Raw genomic sequence first — 18,381 nt, forward strand, 5'->3', positions numbered from 1 at the left:
ATCAAATCAAATCAAATCAAATCAAATCAAATCCGATACGATCTGGCGCGTCCACAACCCGAAGTCAAAACCATGCTGCCTTGGATCACCACCAATAACCCAACGCTTGACTTCCTCCTCTTCTATAGCTGACAACTTTCTACCGCGCCCAGGTCTAGCTTTAGGAGATAATGCACCAATGCCTTTTTCCCGAGCGATCTTTAACCATGGGAAAATAGTTTTACTCCCCAATCCTAAGCTACGACTAACCTCCGCTGCAGATTCCCCATCAAATACCCGCTGAACAGCAATTTTACGTATGAGGTGCTGCTCCTCAGTACTAAGTTTTCTGGCATCGTATTTCATGCTGATTATATTACCAGAGTGTATTGATTATTTCTGCCCTGCTAGTATGTAAGCTTTGTTATTAATTTTACGCATGCTCACTAAGGGCCAGTTTTAATCCAAGAGCAAAAAAACTACCAGCAAAAATTTCCTGTGATTTGTCGCTTTCACTTTTGGAGCTTGTTATAAGGTTACTAAGAATTTCTCACGTAAAGACTGTTGTGGTCAAGTCTAACCGGACACCTCTTTAAGCACATTTTTCAAATTCGATAGGGGTTATATACTCCAGTGATGAATGTATCCTGCGTGAGTTGTAATAAGCAATATAGGCCTTCACATCGGCTATCGCATCTTCCCTTGCCGGATAGATATTTCCCGTCAACCATTCTCGTTTTAGGCTGCTAAAAAAGCGTTCAGTCGGTGCGTTATCCCAACAATTTCCCTTGCGGCTCATTGAGCACACCATACCATGCTGTTTCAACAGCGCTTGGTAGGTATGGCTGGCATACTGACTGCCTCGATCAGAGTGGTGTAGAAGACCCTTTGGCGGTGTACGCAAATTAACAGCCATCATCAATGCACGACTTACCAGGGCCGTTTCCATCTGGCGATCTAGATGCCAACCAACAATCCTACGTGAATAGAGATCAATCACTACCGCCAAATACAGCCAGCCCTGTGCAGTCCAGATGTACGTGATATCAGTAGTCCAAACTTGATTTTTAACACTTGGTGAGAACTCCCTATTCAAAAGGTTTTCCGCGGTAGGTAGTTGGTGTTTGCTGTCTGTCGTCAGTGTAAATCGCTTCTTGCGTTTTACTCTCAAACCTAGCTTTTTCATTAGCTTGCGGACACGATAGCGACCAATTTTAAAGCCTTCTTTGCGTAACAGTTTCATTAACCGACGGCTTCCGAGACTCTGTCGAGATTCAGAAAATAAGGCCTTCAAACGATGGCATAGATTCCATGTCTGGCTATCTATTGAGCTATTACTACGCTGATACCACTCGTAATAGCTACTCTTATTTACCTGCATCACTCGGCAGAGTGTCCTAACTGGAAAGCTGCCTTGCTGCTCTTTAATAAAGTTGTACTTTACTTCATTTCTTTCGCAAAGAAGGCGCTGGCCTTTTTTAGGATTTCTTTCTCCATCCGCAACTGCTTGTTTTCGCGTCGTAACCGGTCCAATTCTGCGCGCTCGCCGACATCCAGCCTTTCTCCGCTCTCTTCCTGCTTCAGCTCTTATATCCAGCGTCGCAGATTGTTGGCAGTGGTTCCTACAGCCTCTGCGGCCTTAGAGATCGAATACCCTTGCTCAGAGACCAGGGCTACGGCGTCTTTCTTGAACTCCGGCTTGAATTGCCGGCGTGTACCTTTCGTTGTCATACTTCACCTCGCTTGGTGGTTTTACCATCTTAGCGAAGTGTCCGGAAGTATTAGACCACTACAATTATTTGATTCACTTTTATATGTGTTGAACAGTATAAGCTAAATGTAAGATGTGATGTTTTGAGGGCTGAATGGATATGTGGATTACGCAATAGCCTATTTTTGCAGTTAAAATATATGTTTAAGTGGCGATTGCTAGCTTAGCTCATCATTCGTGAACTTGAAGTGTTCAGAATATTTCTATGAGATAACAAATGTAGGTTTGTGGTACTTCCGTTCCTGTACCGTAATGCTAGTAATAAATTTGAGCATTTATCAAGAAATAAAATATATGGTGATGCTGTGCTTCATTGGTAGAAATATAAATTTTCATAGAATTATTTTTGGGTGGAAACTTATTATTGGCAAATAATGCTGCAATTTTGGCGTAATTAGTACTTTGTTAGTTCGTAAAATTGTTTAAAGTTGATTGGTGTGCTTATTTAATAGCACGCTATAAAGTGTGAACTTAATCTGATGTGCTACAAATTAATTCACTTTTTATCTGTTTGTAGGAATTATTATTTTGACTGTGTAGTGAATGACTAAAGGTGGCTCTATGAAAGCTATAAGATGTACATGGATTTTTTTATGCCTTACTGTTAGCTTGCCAGTTAGTGCAAGTGATTCAAGTTTCGACTCATTTGTGGAGAGTTCTTTTGTTGAGCTCCTTAGGCGGGATCCCGAGTGGGTTGTAATTCGTCAGGTGCAGGAAGAAGTGGGCCTTTCTTACCCTGGGATTACTCCAATCTCGTTGCCCTATAAACTTAAAACACTCTCTATGTATGCAAGAACTCTAAAGAAACTTAACGCATACGATCGGGGTGTATTAAGTGATAAGCAAAAAACAGATTACGATTATTATCACTGGTTATTAAGTAATTATATATCAGTTGAAAGTCATTTACAGTTTGGCGTAAATGCATATAGTGCTTTTCGTGTTACGAATATATTTTATAGCTTACCTCTTAATAATCATTCTGATATTGAGGGTTATTTGAATCAAGTAGAATATTTGTCTACTTATTATGCTTCGATTTCAAATTGGATTGATTTTAGAGCGCAATTGGGGATAGTGGATCACCGAGAGCTTATCCTGGGGTTGGCAGAGCTATTTCAATATTGGAGTGAAAATCCTAATCAAGATGTAGCATATGTAATCTTGGATGCTGCAATAAAAAGAATGAATATTTCAGAAGAGCAGCGTAACGAGTGGCTACTGCGGTGCAAATCTATTTTAGAAAATCAAGTCGCATCAGCTAGGTCAGTAGTCTCTAGTAAACTCTTAGCACTGTTGGATCGAGCTCCTGAAAATCCCGGTTATGCCCAATATCCAGGAGGTATTGAGTACTACAATAACTTACTAAGTCGTTATGTTAGTTTACGACAAGATGCCCTTGTGGCGCATCAAGTTGGTTTGAATGCTTTGGAGGCGATTCATGAAGAAATGTATTCTGAGTTTGAGTTGCTTGGTTACGACACTTCTAATGATTTGTCTACTCTGTATGCGATGGCTCGTAATGATGCTCCTGTCGTTCAGAAAGAAAATATTATCGATGTATTTAAGGCCCTCTTAGATGAAGCACTTGTAAAGAGCGTAAATTTATTTCCTGCCATTGAGTATTCCTCAGTAGAGTTTGTGGAGGGTTACGGTTGGTCATATTTTCCGGCGAATAAAAACAAAATTGCCCACTTTACAGTAGATACATCTGAGGATACTAATTTGTTAGAGCTGCCAGGAATTGTTTATCACGAAGGAGCTCCAGGGCATCATACTCAATTTACAGTAACTGGCAATTTAGACCTCCCCCTTTTTCGTAGTGTTACTAGTATCGATGGATATCAGGAGGGATGGGGGTTGTATGCAGAGCGCTTAGCTTTTGAGCAGGGTTGGCATGATGATAATTCGTATGGAAACCTAGGCAGATTGCAGTTAGAAGCACTTAGGGCGGCTAGGGTTGTAGTTGATACTGGAATAAATTTAAAGGATTGGACTATTACACAAGCTGAAGAGTACTTATCTAATGCTACGGGAATATCAGACCGAGACATTGATATAGAAATTGGACGTTCTGTTTATACACCGGCACAATCAAGTTCATACTATCTAGGTTATGAACTTCTTCTTCAACTTCGTGAGGCAGAAAAAGACAAAGGAAACTTTGATATCAAGGAATTTCATGAGAAAGTTTTACAATATGGTGTGGTGCCTTTTAGTCTGCTCGCTGAGCAGTTTAGTAACCCACAGTAACTGTTGTAAGCCTACATTAATTTGAGAGATCCTTGTAAAGGGTCTTTCATTTGTTTTCTTAAATTATTTGACTGCTAGTTGAGCTTATTCAGAGTTGAAATAGAAGTTAATGTTAAAAGCCTACAAAGTAAAATTGAAAGCCAATTTGGCTTATCAAGTTACGAGATGATGTCAGGTGCATTTCTTGTGAGTGCTATGCAAAATTGGTGATTTTTGTGAGTTTTCATCTGTTTTGAGCTGGTTACCTTATCCCCCGTAAATTTGGCTACCCAGATTTTCACTTTGTCTGCGAATTTGTATCCTTAAAATAGAATTTTTTTGGTTTTGATTTATGCGCCTTCATCAAAACGAATATAGTTCGCATTCTAACTAACGGTAGAAAGGCTATTCTCAGTAAGTCTTCTAGTTATGAATGGTATTTTTGTAGTTAGGGATCTAGAAGCTGTTTCATAACTTCTTTAACGTAATTAACATGCATGCAATATAGAAAAAAGCACGCTAAGTGGACAAATATCGCTCTCATCTAACAACTAAACGGCGGTAATTTCCCAACCATACAAAAGTCCGCTCAACTTTCCAAGGGCGAGTATACCTTCTGAGCTTTCTACCATCCTGCCTTGAGGCTTTTTTCCTATTTCTCCTGTGTGGACAGATAAGGTCGATTCCACGACTCAACAGGCTATCTCTAAGAGGATCCGATTCCGCCGCTTTATCATAAACTAAGCGATGAATCTTTGTATTTGTATACATAACATCAAATAATGGGTGTAATAACTTCACTTCTGCTGGTGAGGCCGAAGTAATGGTGCCTACCTGTGGAATACCTTTGCCATCGACCACCACCATCCACTTTGAACCCTTGCATCGCTTGGTTTTCCTGATTTCGAAGCCCCTTTTTTTGCTGGTGCAAAGCTGTCATCAGAAAAGACCTCCTCCCAGTTAAGCAAAGACTGCTGATCCAACAGCTCCAGAAATCTTCTCCATGCCTGTAACCAAGCCTCTTGCTCTTTCGCCTTCTCCAGCATGTATTCGATGATGGATAGTGTGAAGGAAGATCTTTCTATCGCGCTCTAGAACGAAAAATCCACAGGATGCCTTCAAAACAAGCTCGATTATCAATAGGTTTTGGGCCTCCCTTTCCTCGTTTTAACTCAGGAAGACAAGGTTCGATCAATTTCCATTGATCATTGGTTAACTCTGATTTGCATCGGCTCACTATTGCTGTACTTTTTTCTATGTAATTGCGTGAGAATAGCCGATTTCAAGTTACAAAGCAGCCTCTAGCTTTTTTGTACGGAAAGCTAAACAACAGAGTTACCGAATGAATAATTTCATGTCGCCCATAAAGATTCAGTGGAAGGAAGCAAATGAACGACAACCATAGAAATAAATACCACTAGAAGAACGAAATCAGTAAAACCTATCAAAAAATACCTAAGTCACTCGCAAGCGAGGATTTAATACAAGAAATACAGGGAAAGCCTCGCAACAACCCTGTAGATTTACAGCTGGCGCTGATACGTATTTACATTGGACTTAATTTTATTCACCATTTTGCCGAATAATTCGAGCTTCTAGGCGTCAAGACCTATAAAGAGGTCGTTCATTATTTCTCAGCCATAGGTTTTTCCAGTGCGATGGTGGTTATATCCGGGCTCTGTGCATTTACCGCTTTTATTGGTTTCACCTTTGGGCTATTTACACGTTTCGCAGCAATAGGAACGTCACTATACTTGCTCATTGCTTTATTTTCAGGGCGCCATTACCTTGCCGGTTTTTCCTGGGCTGATCATGCCAGCGGCATTACCATTAATGGCGTAGAGCAAACCGTTTATGGAGGATGGAAATATCCTTCATTTTGGTCATTCATCTGCCTGACGCTTGTGCTAACCGGTGGCAGGAAGTGGTCCTTAGATACGCATTTAAGAAAAGCCAATTCTGCTATTATAAGATTTTTAAGCCAATAAGTTATCAGTCTGTAAAAAACAGCTTAAAAAATAGACGATTGACTGGCAATAAGCCTGTATAGCACTGATCAACAGATGGTGAGTTAAAGGATTATTCTGTGAAATATCGCCTTCATCTGTTAGTTGAAACCGATGCACATGAAGGCCTCGTATGGGTCGACTGGCAACAGAGATTATATTTTACCTCCAAGCCTTCAAATGATTACACCACACCATCGGCAATTCGTTATTTCGACTTCAAAGATAAGTCTGTTCATACCATTATTGAGCGAAGCAATATGGCAAATGGCATGTGCCTAGCTGCTGATAAGAACCATCTGCTGGTAGCTGAACAGGGCTTCAATAATAATCCTGGTTGTATTAGCCGCATCAACTTAAATACTTTTTATCGTGAGATAATTGTTGACAGTTTTAAGGGGCTACCATTCAACTCACCTAACAAGGTGGCTCAGGCGAATTCCCACTTCTTTTTTACTGACCCCGATTATGGCTATTACCAGGGATTTAGACCCCAAAGCGATTTGCCCACTGGGCTCTATTCCTATGACGAGCAATCTTCGCAACTTTATTGCCTGGGGGACGAGTTTATCGTTCCTCACGGGGTAGCACTCTCCAAAAATCAAGAAACTTTATTTCTTGTTGATAACTGTAGCATTACAAAAGAAAAACCCTTTTATGACCCCAACCATGAACAAATAATATTCACACTTCAGCTCAGCTGTGAGTCCAGTACAGCCCAACCAGAAACAATTATTGAAATCCCCCCAACAGGCTTTATCGATGGAATACTGATGGGAGAAAATTCACAGCTTATCTTCACCAGTTTGAATAAATTGATGACCTGCTCCACGCAAGGACAAAACCTACAGTGCCTCTTTGAGGGCTCAGAGGACTTAAACTTTGTGAATATAGCAATGGCAGAGGAAAGACTTTACGCCACCACCGATAACGCTATTCATTATCTTGAAATTTAATACAAAGTATGAAAACAAACAAAAGCATTCGGCAAAAGTACTACCACCTTTGGACGGATGAAAATTATATCTCCCGGACAACAGAGCAGTATTTTACTGACTTCGCACTAATCCAATATTCCAACCCCACCCCAGAATATCACTACCAAGATTTGCCAGTGGTAAAAGGTAGTGAATTTGCCATCTTACCCCCCGGCTGGGAAAGTGACTTTCATCCAACTCCCAGCCCACAATGGGTAATAACCTTATCGGGCCAATGGAGCACAACAACAAAAGATGGCGTTTCCATAACATACCAACCCGGTGATGTACACTTTGGGGGAGACTTACCGATAGAGGAATTACCATTAAACCAGCAGGGTCATCGAGCGCTCAACCCATCCTCCAAAGAACCTGCAAAGGTATTGATAATTCCTGTCAACAGCCCACTTACTCCACCTCAAAATCGGGGTACACCCTGAACACCAAGTGCTACATCTTAGAAGTTGTCTCGCAATTTGAAATCAACTATTTTCTTACAGATCTATAGGAAAATGACCAGCAGCAGTTTCCAGCAAACTAACCCTTACCTTTGGGCTTATTTGGACCTCGCTTCGCATCGATTTCTATGTACTCGATAATTTTACCAGCAACATCAATATCTGATGCATTTTCAATGCCCTCCAGCCCAGGAGATGAGTTAACTTCGATGACTAGTGGGCCGTGTGCGGAGCGCAGAATATCTACTCCGGCCATATCAAGTCCCATCACCCTTGATGCACTAACTGCTAATCTACGTTCCGTCGCGCTGAGCTTGACCATTTCGGCACTACCACCGCGGTGAAGGTTTGACCTATATTCACCTTTGGCAGCTTTCCGCTGCATTGCAGCCACAACCTTTTCACCAACGACAAAGCACCGAATATCTGAACCACCGGCTTCCTTGATAAATTCCTGTACAAGGAAATCAGAGCCGATACCGCGAAATGCGTTGATAAGCGCTTCCGCTGCTTTTTGAGTTTCTGCCAGCAACACGCCATTGCCCTGTGTACTTTGAGTTAACTTAACAATTAGGGGTGCACCACCGACAGATTCAATCAATGGTCCAGTTGCCTTTGCGGAGTGAGCATAGCTTGTGACGGGTTGACCGATGCCTTTTCGAGCAAGTAATTGATGCGCTCGCAGTTTATCTCTAGAGCGTGTAATTGCGATTGACTCATTTATCGAGTAGGTATTGGCTACCTCAAACTGCCTTAGAACCGCGCAACCATAACTTGTAATACTTGCTCCAATTCTAGGAATTATTGCATCGAATGAAAGCTCTTCAACATGGCCTTCCTTGCTTTGATAGTAAACATTTGGATCATTTGCGGTGATGTTCATGAAGCACTTAAGGGCATCAATCACGCGTACTTCGTGACCGCGCGATGTCGCCGCCTCCACAAGCCGGCGGGTGGAGTAGAGTTTTCGGTTTCTAGATAGTATGCCAATCTTCATATTTATTCCTTGTTTATTTGATACCAACTCTCCGTGATGCAAAGCGAGTCTATATAAAAATAGTCTTACAAAAATCATCATCGACCAAGCATATCCAACTTCAAACTTGAGAGAAACCTTACCAAACAGCTAAAGTTAATTTATTGCATTAACTTTCCATTTGTCGAGTCTGCCGTCGTCAGTCAACGGATATCGTCATATCTCATCAATTTTCAATTATACGCACCAGGCAATTAATCTATCACAGCCTTATGACCTTGCTTTTGCAAGACTTAGAAGAAGCGATTCGACCTCTTATTGGTAACAATGTTCTCAGAGATAGGCTCAACAACCAACTCTCTATGTATATAAATACTCATAGCCTTAAATATTACCTACCCTATTTATATCCAGTCGTAGTAGTCCGGCCATTTCTCATAGTAAGCGACGCAATGGTACCGCTAATGGAATACCTTCGCTATCGATCACCATCATTCATCTAGGCCCCCTAGGTCTCTTACTCTGCTTTCTTTTCTTCCAATCTCAGTCCCTTTCTATCAATGAAAAGCTGGCATCAAAAAAAACCCACAATTAGACAAAAACTGTCGATCAAGCCACTCAGGAAATACCCTCCCTCCGTATTTGCAACCAAGTTCTTTGCTCTGACCAAAGTTGAAGCCTGCTCCAGCAAGCATCTGGTAATTGCTCTTCTTCCGGCCTACCTTCCAAGTAAAGTTACCAACTTGGAAACACTATGAATGCTTTGCAAGAATGCGTTAAGAGGCTAGCCATACAGGATTTATTGGCAAGATACACCCTTTGCGTTGACAACCATGATGCCAATGGTTGGGCCTCTCTCTTTACCGAGAACGGGCGCTTTGAAAACGGCACACTTATGATCAAAGGACGGGAGAAGCTGCATCAGTACCTAATTGTTCACAGCCAGCTGGGCACACGACATATCACCTCCTCACCCCTCTATGAAGTTTCTTCCGATGGGATGAGCGCCGTAGGCAAAGCGACAACGGTAGTTATAGGTGCCACCCGAGCAGGCTACCGTGTTGTGATGGCTGGGCAATATGACGATGAACTTGTCAAAATCGGTAGTAACTGGCTATTCCTGCGCAGGAGTGCAGAGGCATTTGGTTTACCTGAAGATCCTGATTTTTCGTTGTTGAATGCAGACCCAGAGTCTGCAAATTTAATAAAGTGTTTACTCGACGCATGGCAAAGGTTGGGTGAGCCGATCAATCATTGACTCAGGAGATAAGGTTACTTTTCAACTTCCAGCACTTTCCCCTTCTCTTCAAAAGAACGTTTTAAAAATTCAGAGGCACTAACCCCCAGCTCCTCTCTGAAGGCCCGTGAGAACTGACTGGTACCGTTAAATCCGCAGTTGAATGCCACCTGCAAAATACTGGCATCGCGCCCGGCAGCCAACAACTGGGCCGACGCTGCCTCCACTCTGGCACGCCGTAGCACATTGATATATGAGGTATTGTGATAACGCATTGCTCGATGTAGATAAGAGGGAGAGATGTCCAATGAAGTGGCCAACTGGTGAGCGGACAAGTCTGCGTCACAGCAGTATTTTTGAATGAGCCGGCAGGCTTGATGAAAAATAGCATTTAAGCGACTCGGAGTTTCCGCCTCCGCCTGTAAATTACCACGACTCTCCTGGATACAGGCAATGATCAGCTCTGCGATCGGATTAAATAGTATCTCAGGAGAGGCAAAAGTGCTTTGCTGTTTGGCCTGGGGAAACAATAAAAGGTAGTTTCGCAACAAAAGCCCCGGCCCACTACTGCCATCGATTTCCAGAGGACGATTATCTTCGGGACCCAAACGAAATTTTTCAAGCTTATAACGTGGAATACGGCATAACATCGAACGACTCTCATGCACCAAATCATGAGTAATCGTCTGTGCCAAATCTACCAGATAGAGGCCGCCCGGATTCATCGGAGTAAAAGACTTACCACGCTGTATGGCGCCACGCCCCGACAGTAAATAAATCAATGTGTAATTCGCATAACCATCACTTAGATGATTAATTGATCGTCGAAACGAGTTTCCAGAGAAACAGGCACGGGCAAAAGAATCGCCGGTATCAGGATTGGCAGAAACTGCAAACTCTCCAAAGTAATCGCGACTGTGATGGGACTTAAGCAGCAATTCACAGCGGTAGGGCAGACTGACTTCCATCAGCTCTTTCCAGCGACGCCAACGTTCTTTGGACGGAAAATTCTCAGTCTTTGCCACCCAATCAAAAAGCGGCTTCTTGGGGCTGTCCTGTATAAACTCATTCTGCATGGCACGCTTATCCTTAAGCTGTCCATTTATGGCATTAAGCAAGAATAATATATTTTTTGGATTTACTCTAAGACTGCAAAGTGGCTCTTAGCGGACCTTCTTTTGTCTACACCTCCATTATCTAGATATCTTTCACTTAAACAGAACTCACCCAAACCTATTCCACCTAAACCTCTTTAACTATAAATTAAATTTTAGAGGAATTTCACAAGCCCAAGCAGACCAATTAAATAATCTTACCGAGGTGTCACTTTCATCCCCGCAATTGATGAGACCAATATTCCAATTTGGAATTCCAATAATATTCCTGCTTCAAAAACCAGATTACGCAATCCCTAAACCATTTAACCTTTATAAAAAAGGGACGATCATCAATATTAGACCGACGCCTATGAGAAGGAAGTATGGTGATAAAAAATGACAACAAAGACTAAAGATGTATCAAATACACTTATATTTAGGTTGAGGAGAGCTCTTGCGGTAGCCCCCCCTGAACCCCGCAGTGAAAGCAATTTTCATTAACACCCCCTCACATCAAGCTCCAGGTTAGAACGATGAATGATATTCAATTATGCAAGGACCGATTTGCAATTAGTGACCTACTCGCTCGTTACACCTTAACCATTGATAACCGTGATGCCCATGGCTGGGCGTCACTATTTACACCTGACGGCCGCTTCGAGTATGACAACCGTGTGATTAAAGGAAGGGAAAAACTAGAGCGCTATGCAGTAATCCACAGTAAGCTGGGAGGCCGACATATCACTTGCTCGCCACTACATCATATTTCGGAAGATGGACAATCTGCCTCAGGCAATGCAACCACCGTGTTTATCTTGGCGACTCGATCTGGTTATCGTGTTGCTGTAGCCGCAGAGTACCGGGATGAGCTGGTCAAGATGGATGGCAATTGGTTATTCCAACGCCGACGTGGTGATGTGGCTAACCTACCGGGAGATCCTGACTTTCCAATGGTCACTGCGGATCCCGACACTCGCGATTATCTAAGTCTATTGGAGGATGCTTGGAAGGATCTGGGTGAACTGATGTCAGATTAAAACAGCCAAGATGGCAGGAACCAAAACATCCCAAATTGTAAAGTACTCACCCGAGGCAGGATTAATTCAATGTCCTCAATGGCACATCATCCCTGCGTCCAATAGGGGCCCCCAGTATTTTTACCAGAAACTCGGTTAACACTCCGGCGGTAAAACCCCAGATTTCGTAGTCACCAAACTGATAGGCAGGCAAATAAATAGGCTGATCATCAATAGTGACTCGATCTGTACGGATGCGAGGATCGGCGAGAAAAAACGACAAGGGCACACGAAAAATTGCGTCCAGCTCACCAGGGTTTGGACTGAGATGAGTATCCGGTGGGATGACCCCCACCCAAGGCGTAACATGTACCTGCCAACGTGTGGTGCGGGGCCACAGGGGGCCAAGCATCCGCACTTGGCTCATGGGAAGAGCCACTTCCTCTTCTGCCTCGCGCAAGGCAGTGTACTGCAATGAGGGGTCGGTGGCGTCCCAGCGCCCACCTGGCAGGGAGACCTCACCGGAGTGGGTCGAGAGCGTATCGGCGCGCTTGGTCAGTACTACATGGGGGTCCGGCTCTTCGGTGAGTGCAATCAACACGGCGGCATGGCCATACAATTCCGACCCTGTTGGGACACCAGCCTCCAATTCCTCAATCTGCTGGGAAATCTTTTTCTCAATAATCGATAACATATACACTTGCCTTGCCTCCTTACAGCGAAGGCTCCCTAACTTTCATCATACTAATTCCCGGCGATAACACCGAGTTGTATGCCGCAATTTCCATTTGCGACTCCCTGCCAGTTACTGCCGCTCAACCCTAGCTGTGTCCTGCTGGGCCTGAGGGGTATAACCCCCTTTGAGCTTCTCTCTAATCGCCTGCACCAGCGCGTAATACACCGGCACCAATAGGGTGGCAAACAGACTGGCTGCCAGCATACCGCCAAATACCACCAAACCCAGTGAGATACGGCTCACAGCACCTGCGCCTGTGGCCACCAATAACGGTATCACCCCAAGAATAAAAGACATTGCCGTCATCAATACTGCCCTGAAACGCAAGCGGGTGGCGGAGATAGCGGATTCGGCAATGGATTTGCCTTTATCGCGCTCTACACAAGCAAATTCCACAATCAGAATGGCGCTCTTCGCCGCCATACCAATTAACAATACCAGACCGATCTGGGTATAGAGATTATTAATGGAGCCCGCCAGCCACACCACCAACATGGCACCGCAAATAGCAATAGGCACACACAAAAGCACGGCGAAGGGGATGCTCCAACTCTCATACTGGGCTACAAGAAACAGGTACACAAAGACAATGGCCAGACTGAACAGGATAGGAGCCAGATTGCCCGAGGTAACCTCCTGCAAACTGATCCCGGTCCATTCATAGCCGTAACCCTCGGGCAGCCTGGAAGCCAGTTCCTCCATAGTATCCATGGCCTGACCGCTGGAATAACCGGGCGCTGGGGCACCGTTGATTGTCACGCTGTTATAGAGGTTGTATCGGGTGATGGTTTGCGGAGCCACAACAGGTTCAATAGTGGAAACTGAAGTGATCGGTACCAAGCCACCACTATTGGCACGCACATAAAAGCCCGCCAGGTTTTGTTCATCATCGCGAAACTGCGCATCCGCCTGGGCGATAACACGAAACACTTTGCCATATAAATTAAAATCATTAATGTAATAGCCACCCAGAAATGTCTGCAAAGTGGAGTAAACCTCCGGCAGGGGCACACCAAGCACATGGGCCTTTTCCTTGTCGATCTTTAATTCCAGTTGCGGTGTAGATGCCTGAAAACTGGTAAAAGCCTGGGAGATTTCCGTACGCTGATTAGCAGCGCCCAGCAAATCAAACAAAACCTGGGATAACTCCGTAATACTGCGGCCCTGCAAGTCCTCCAATACAAACTCAAAACCTCCCACAGTGCCGATACCCGGCAGGGGGGGAATAGCAAATGGCATAATTTGCGCATTGGGGATCTGCGCCAATTTATTCTGCACCCGCTGCATAATAGCGAACTGGTGGTCCTCTTTATTGGGGCGATCATCCCAGGGTTTTAATACGGCAAACATCATAGCGGTATTGGAGGAGACACTGCTGGTCAGCAGGTTGTAACCGGGCACCCCCACCACATGAGCCATGGCTGGCTCTTCTAACAATATATCCGTTACCTGGTTAACAACCGGTCCGGTGCGCTCGAGGGAGGAGCCATCCGGCAGCTGCACATGCAGCATAAAAGTGCCCTGGTCCTCATCGGGAATAAACCCTGTGGGAATACTGCTAAACAGCCAAAAGGCCAGTAGGAAAATACCAATAATGGAGATAATTCCCATCAAAGGGATTTTTACGCAGGCTTTTACCATGCCTACATAGAAATTGGTGGAGCGATGTAGCCCGCGGTTGAAAAAACCAAAAACGCCGGTCTCTGTAACCCCGGCTATTTCACCTTCCTTTCCCGCTTTGAGAATACTGGCGCATAGTGCCGGGCTCAGGGTTAGCGCATTGAGGGAGGAGATCGCTACCGACATGGAAATGGTAACGGCAAATTGCTGGTACATTTTCCCGGTGATACCCGGCATCAGCATGACCGGTACGAAGACCGCAAATAGCACTAAAGTAGTGGCAATTACCGGGCCGGTGACTTCGCGCATGGACTGCAGTGCAGCCTCTTTTGGCGTCAGCCCCTCGCCCATTAACCGCTGGGTGTTTTCCACCACAATAATTGCATCGTCCACCACAATGCCAATTGCCAGGATCAGGGCAAATAGGGTGATGGTATTAATGGTCATGCCAAAGGCCAGCATCAGGGCAAAAGTGCCTACCAGAGAGACTGGAATAGCAATGGCGGGGATCAGGGTGGAACGCCAATCCTGTAAAAATAGAAAGACCACCGCGATGACCAGGATCAGGGCGATAAATAGTGTTTGCACAACCTCCTTGATAGAGGCCTGCACAAACAGGGTAGTGTCGTAGAGAATCTCCGCCTTCAAGCCATCAGGAAAACGTTGGGATAACTCCTTGACCTTGGCTTTTATACGATCGGCCACATCGATCGCATTGGCTTCTGGCAGCTGGTAAACACCAATTACCGCCGACGCCTGGTTATCTAATTGTCCATAGGAGGAATAGGACTCACTGCCCAATTCCACTCGCGCCACATCTTTCACCTTAACCATGGCGCCATCGGGCTTGGCACGGATGGTAATATCCTCAAACTCCTTGGGATCAACCAAGCGACCCTGCACCAGGATGTTGTATTGAAATTGCTGATCCTTGCGGATGGGAGGGGAGCCGATTTGCCCCGCGGCCACCTGCACATTTTGCGCCTGTACCGCGCTGATGACGTCCTGGGTGGTGACATCCAGTGAGGCCATCCGGTTCGGGTCCAACCACAGGCGCATGGCGTAATTGCGCGAACCAAAAATCACTACGCTGCTCACCCCCAATACGCGTGCCAACTCATCTTTTAAATAAATTTCCGCGTAATTAGCCAGGAACAGCTCGTCGAATTTTTGATCCGGGGAGAACAAGTTCACAACCAGAAGCAAAGTGGTGCTCTGCTTGGACACCACCACGCCATCGCGCTTCACATCCTCTGGCAACTGCGGCGTGGCCTGTTCTACACGGTTCTGTACATTGACCTGGGCGATGTCATCGTCATAGCCGGACTTAAACGTTACCGTAAGACTGTAAGAACCGTCGTTGCCACTAGTGGAAGACATATATTCCATGCCCTCCACCCCATTTACCTGGGATTCGATGGGCACAGCAACACTATCGCGCACGACTTCGGCGCTGGCTCCAGCGTAATTGGCAGCAACATTAATGGTGGCCGGAGTAATTTCCGGAAATTGGGCCACCGGTAATAATGGCAGCGAGAGGATACCCGCGAGGGAGATCAGTATAGAGATGACAAAGGCGAAGCGGGGCCGCCGTATACAAAAGGCACTGATCATAAAAGCGCTAAGTGCCCCCCGCCCCGAGCGGGCTACTTGTAATCATCCACTTCTCCCTCGTATCGGTGACGTTCACTCTCCTTTCCAGCATCAGGTGCACTTTCAGGAAGTTCCAGGTCGTCGGGCAATAGCGTCCCCTGCCCACTGCCAATTGGCTGTTTAGAAGTCGGCTTCTTCACAGGCGAGCCGCCGCCAAGTGCGGGCTCCGCGGGCTTTTCTGTCACATCGTAGGGATCCCGCGGGGTGTTCTGGGGAGTGACCGGTTTGCCCGCAACAACCCGCTGCAGGCCATTGACGATCACCGACTCACCGGCAACCAGTCCGTGATTTACCGCCCATAACTCGCCCTCCCGCTGCCCCAAGGTGACATAACGTTTTTCCGCGATATTTTTCTTGCCCAGCACGAAGAGATAGCGCCCCTGCATGTCCTCCATCACTGCCGATTGCGGCACCAACGGCTTCAGTGCCTCGCTGCCGGCATACAGACGGATGGAAACCCGCGCAAACTGCCCCTGTACCAACAGGCTGCCCGGGTTGGGAAAAAGCGCGCGCACCGCGACAGAGCCGGTATTTGGGTCTATCTGGTTGTCGATAAATACAATCCGCCCCTCGTAGGGGTAATAGTTGCCATCCGGCAGTTCTATGCGCACATCCAGCTTCGTAGGGGGCAGCCCCTCCCTGCGGCGGCGCTCGGCATCCACCTGCACGGCGTAGAGCTGATTCTCGGGAACCTCAAACAGTACATAGATCGGGTCCATCTTGACGATGGTGGTGAGTGGGTCCGAGTTGGGCCCCACCAGGGAGCCCTCGGTATATTGTGTGCGGCCAATACGGCCGGTAAGTGGCGCATAAATCTTTGTGTAGGAGAGATCCAGCCGAGCACTTTCCACTTTGGCACGATCGGCATCTACCTGGGACTTGGCCTCTTCGAAAGTGCCCAGCAGTTCATCCATCTGTACTTGGCTGATGGCCCCCGTAGCCACCAGTTTACGACCACGACGATAATTGCGTTCTGCAATGCGTAGAGAGGCCTCGGCGCGCTCCAGGTTAGCGCTCTGGTTATCCAGCTCGGCGATAAACGGGCGTGGGTCTATTTCAAATAACAGGCGCCCCTCTTTGACGGTTTCCCCTTCCCTGAAATCACGACTCTGGATATAACCTTCCACACGGGGACGCACCTTAAACTCATCGGTGGCCTCCACACGGCCGACAAATTCAAAGCGCGGAATGACAGGCTGCTCACGCACCACCAACACCTCTACAGGTGGCGGTGGTGGTGCCTTTTCTTCATCGTCTTTGCCGCCACAGGCCGACAAAACGATCACTATAAGTCCAAAAAATAAAATACGCGCCATAGTGAAGCTGGCACCGCCTTATGAACTTCAACATCTTTAACACCTTTAACAACTATAGGCGTCAAAAAGCTGGAAGCTGGCGCTGGAATCTTGCATAGGTATACTGACGTCATGAAATTCTGTAGCCAATGCGGCAGCAATGCCGTCACATTTTCCATTCCCAAAGGGGATGACCGCCCACGCCACCTATGTGGCAATTGCGGCACCATTCACTACATCAACCCCCGTGTGATCGTCGGTGTTTTGCCCTATTTGGAAGACCGGGTCCTACTGTGTAAACGTGCCATTGAGCCACGCCTTGGGCTGTGGACCCTGCCGGCCGGTTTCATGGAAAACGGGGAAACCAGTGAAGAAGGAGCTCTGCGGGAATCTTGGGAGGAAGCTCGCGCCAGTATTCGTGTGGATGAACTCTATTCTATTTACGACATTCCCCATATCAATCAGGTCTACCTGATGTATCGCGGAGAACTCACCGATACCAATTTTGGTCCAGGGCCTGAGTCATTAGAAGTGTCGCTATTTCGGCAGGAGGAAATTCCCTGGGATGAAATCGCCTTCCCGATTATGCACAAGACCCTAAAGCACTATTTCGCCGACACCCAACAGGGGCAATACCAGCTGCACCGCGGTGTTATTTCGCGAAAACTTTAGTCGCACAAGCCGCATTGCAAGTAGCGCACTGAGCAGGGGCGCAGGTTGAGAGAAGAATCCCCCTGCCCGCCAATAAATATTAAAAGGATGTTCCGATGAAATACGCCTACATGCTTGCTGTCCTGCTATTGGTGGGGGTGGGCTTGCCCATGATTATTCCTGGCCCCGACGGCAAGCCGATAATGTCTCCCCAAGACTGGCTTCCAGATCAACAAACCCTGGACTCAGTCCGCCAGCAAGGCCAGCGCGCCTTTCAAGCGGTGAGCGACAGCACACAGAAATCGGCCGAGCAATTGGAAACCCTGGTGGAATCCAGTGGCCTTTTGCCGGAAGAGCAAAACAAACCGACCAGAGAAGTCTTTAGCTGGCAAGACAGTGAAGGTAATTGGCACTTCTCCGATTCGATACCCGAAGGAATGGATGCCGATGTGCGTATCCACCAGGTAAAACCCATCAATACCCTGCCCGCCAGCCAGACCGTTAGCGATATGCAGCCGCAAGAGCCCCAAGCGCAACCTCTGCAGGAAAATAGCGGAAGCGAAAACCGAATCACTCAGATCCTGAAAGAGGTTCAGGCACTAAAAGAAAAGAGCCAGCAGCGCCAACAGGCACTGGATAACCTCTAAAACCCTCTCATGCGAATAGCAGGATATCGC

General features: G+C 46.3%; 15 protein-coding genes and 2 pseudogenes. 8 read left to right on the plus strand and 9 right to left on the minus strand.

Going from position 1 to position 18,381, the window contains the following annotated elements; all coding sequences use genetic code 11:
• Positions 1 to 21: 21 nt before the first annotated feature.
• A complete protein-coding gene (locus FIU95_RS05605) occupies positions 22 to 345 on the minus strand; it encodes a helix-turn-helix domain-containing protein (protein ID WP_152452306.1) in 324 nt (107 codons plus the stop codon).
• Positions 346 to 571: 226 nt separating this feature from the next.
• A pseudogene (locus FIU95_RS05610) lies at positions 572 to 1,710 on the minus strand (IS3 family transposase).
• A 601-nt stretch (positions 1,711 to 2,311) separates the two neighbouring features.
• Here FIU95_RS05610 and FIU95_RS05615 point away from each other — a divergent pair.
• Positions 2,312 to 4,003, plus strand: a complete 1,692-nt coding sequence (locus FIU95_RS05615) for a DUF885 family protein (protein WP_172975327.1) — start codon at positions 2,312 to 2,314, stop codon at positions 4,001 to 4,003.
• Between the two features lie 519 nt (positions 4,004 to 4,522).
• Here the strand turns inward: FIU95_RS05615 and FIU95_RS05620 are convergent.
• Positions 4,523 to 4,885, minus strand: a complete 363-nt coding sequence (locus FIU95_RS05620; protein WP_256366418.1) for a transposase — start codon at positions 4,883 to 4,885, stop codon at positions 4,523 to 4,525.
• 178 nt (positions 4,886 to 5,063) lie between these two features.
• The gene (locus FIU95_RS21670; protein ID WP_172975328.1) at positions 5,064 to 5,219 is read right to left on the minus strand and encodes a transposase; all 156 of its coding nucleotides are present in this window, start codon (positions 5,217 to 5,219) and stop codon (positions 5,064 to 5,066) included.
• Between the two features lie 382 nt (positions 5,220 to 5,601).
• Between FIU95_RS21670 and FIU95_RS05630 the strand changes: the two are divergent.
• The 3 genes and pseudogenes from FIU95_RS05630 to FIU95_RS05640 form a co-directional block, all read left to right on the plus strand.
• A pseudogene (locus tag FIU95_RS05630) lies at positions 5,602 to 5,970 on the plus strand (DoxX family protein); the annotation flags it as partial.
• A gap of 98 nt (positions 5,971 to 6,068) precedes the next feature.
• Positions 6,069 to 6,944, plus strand: a complete 876-nt coding sequence (locus FIU95_RS05635; protein WP_152452312.1) for an SMP-30/gluconolactonase/LRE family protein — start codon at positions 6,069 to 6,071, stop codon at positions 6,942 to 6,944.
• An 8-nt stretch (positions 6,945 to 6,952) separates the two neighbouring features.
• Positions 6,953 to 7,405 (plus strand): hypothetical protein, encoded by a 453-nt coding sequence (locus FIU95_RS05640; protein ID WP_152452314.1) that lies wholly within the window; start codon positions 6,953 to 6,955, stop codon positions 7,403 to 7,405.
• 97 nt (positions 7,406 to 7,502) lie between these two features.
• Here the strand turns inward: FIU95_RS05640 and rimK are convergent, their stop codons facing one another.
• On the minus strand, positions 7,503 to 8,420 hold the full coding sequence (rimK, locus tag FIU95_RS05645) for a 30S ribosomal protein S6--L-glutamate ligase (protein ID WP_152456149.1): 918 nt from the start codon (positions 8,418 to 8,420) through the stop codon (positions 7,503 to 7,505).
• Between the two features lie 733 nt (positions 8,421 to 9,153).
• Here rimK and FIU95_RS05650 point away from each other — a divergent pair.
• Complete coding sequence (locus FIU95_RS05650; protein WP_152452316.1) at positions 9,154 to 9,657, plus strand: nuclear transport factor 2 family protein; 504 nt, start codon at positions 9,154 to 9,156, stop codon at positions 9,655 to 9,657.
• Positions 9,658 to 9,671: 14 nt separating this feature from the next.
• Here the strand turns inward: FIU95_RS05650 and FIU95_RS05655 are convergent, their stop codons facing one another.
• Positions 9,672 to 10,712 carry an AraC family transcriptional regulator gene (locus FIU95_RS05655; protein WP_152452318.1) on the minus strand — a complete coding sequence of 347 codons (1,041 nt, stop codon included), beginning with the start codon at positions 10,710 to 10,712 and terminating at the stop codon, positions 9,672 to 9,674.
• 554 nt (positions 10,713 to 11,266) lie between these two features.
• Here FIU95_RS05655 and FIU95_RS05660 point away from each other — a divergent pair.
• The gene (locus FIU95_RS05660) at positions 11,267 to 11,770 is read left to right on the plus strand and encodes a nuclear transport factor 2 family protein (protein ID WP_152452320.1); all 504 of its coding nucleotides are present in this window, start codon (positions 11,267 to 11,269) and stop codon (positions 11,768 to 11,770) included.
• A gap of 61 nt (positions 11,771 to 11,831) precedes the next feature.
• On the opposite strand, the gene FIU95_RS05665 is transcribed toward FIU95_RS05660, so the two are convergent.
• The 3 genes from FIU95_RS05665 to FIU95_RS05675 all read right to left on the minus strand — a co-directional run bounded on the left by FIU95_RS05665 (position 11,832) and on the right by FIU95_RS05675 (position 17,044).
• Positions 11,832 to 12,443, minus strand: coding sequence for a CoA pyrophosphatase (locus FIU95_RS05665; protein WP_152452322.1), 612 nt, complete (start codon positions 12,441 to 12,443; stop codon positions 11,832 to 11,834).
• 111 nt (positions 12,444 to 12,554) lie between these two features.
• Positions 12,555 to 15,719, minus strand: a complete 3,165-nt coding sequence (locus FIU95_RS05670) for an efflux RND transporter permease subunit (RefSeq protein WP_152452324.1) — start codon at positions 15,717 to 15,719, stop codon at positions 12,555 to 12,557.
• 32 nt (positions 15,720 to 15,751) lie between these two features.
• Entirely contained in the window at positions 15,752 to 17,044 is a 1,293-nt protein-coding gene (locus tag FIU95_RS05675) for an efflux RND transporter periplasmic adaptor subunit (protein WP_253868882.1), read from the minus strand.
• A 141-nt stretch (positions 17,045 to 17,185) separates the two neighbouring features.
• Here FIU95_RS05675 and FIU95_RS05680 point away from each other — a divergent pair, with 141 nt between their 5' ends.
• Both FIU95_RS05680 and FIU95_RS05685 read left to right on the plus strand, forming a co-directional pair.
• Positions 17,186 to 17,725 (plus strand): NUDIX hydrolase, encoded by a 540-nt coding sequence (locus FIU95_RS05680; RefSeq protein WP_152452328.1) that lies wholly within the window; start codon positions 17,186 to 17,188, stop codon positions 17,723 to 17,725.
• 95 nt (positions 17,726 to 17,820) lie between these two features.
• Entirely contained in the window at positions 17,821 to 18,351 is a 531-nt protein-coding gene (locus FIU95_RS05685; protein ID WP_152452330.1) for a hypothetical protein, read from the plus strand.
• Positions 18,352 to 18,381 lie beyond the last annotated feature (30 nt).

This window comes from Microbulbifer sp. THAF38, from assembly GCF_009363535.1.
Taxonomy (GTDB): domain Bacteria; phylum Pseudomonadota; class Gammaproteobacteria; order Pseudomonadales; family Cellvibrionaceae; genus Microbulbifer.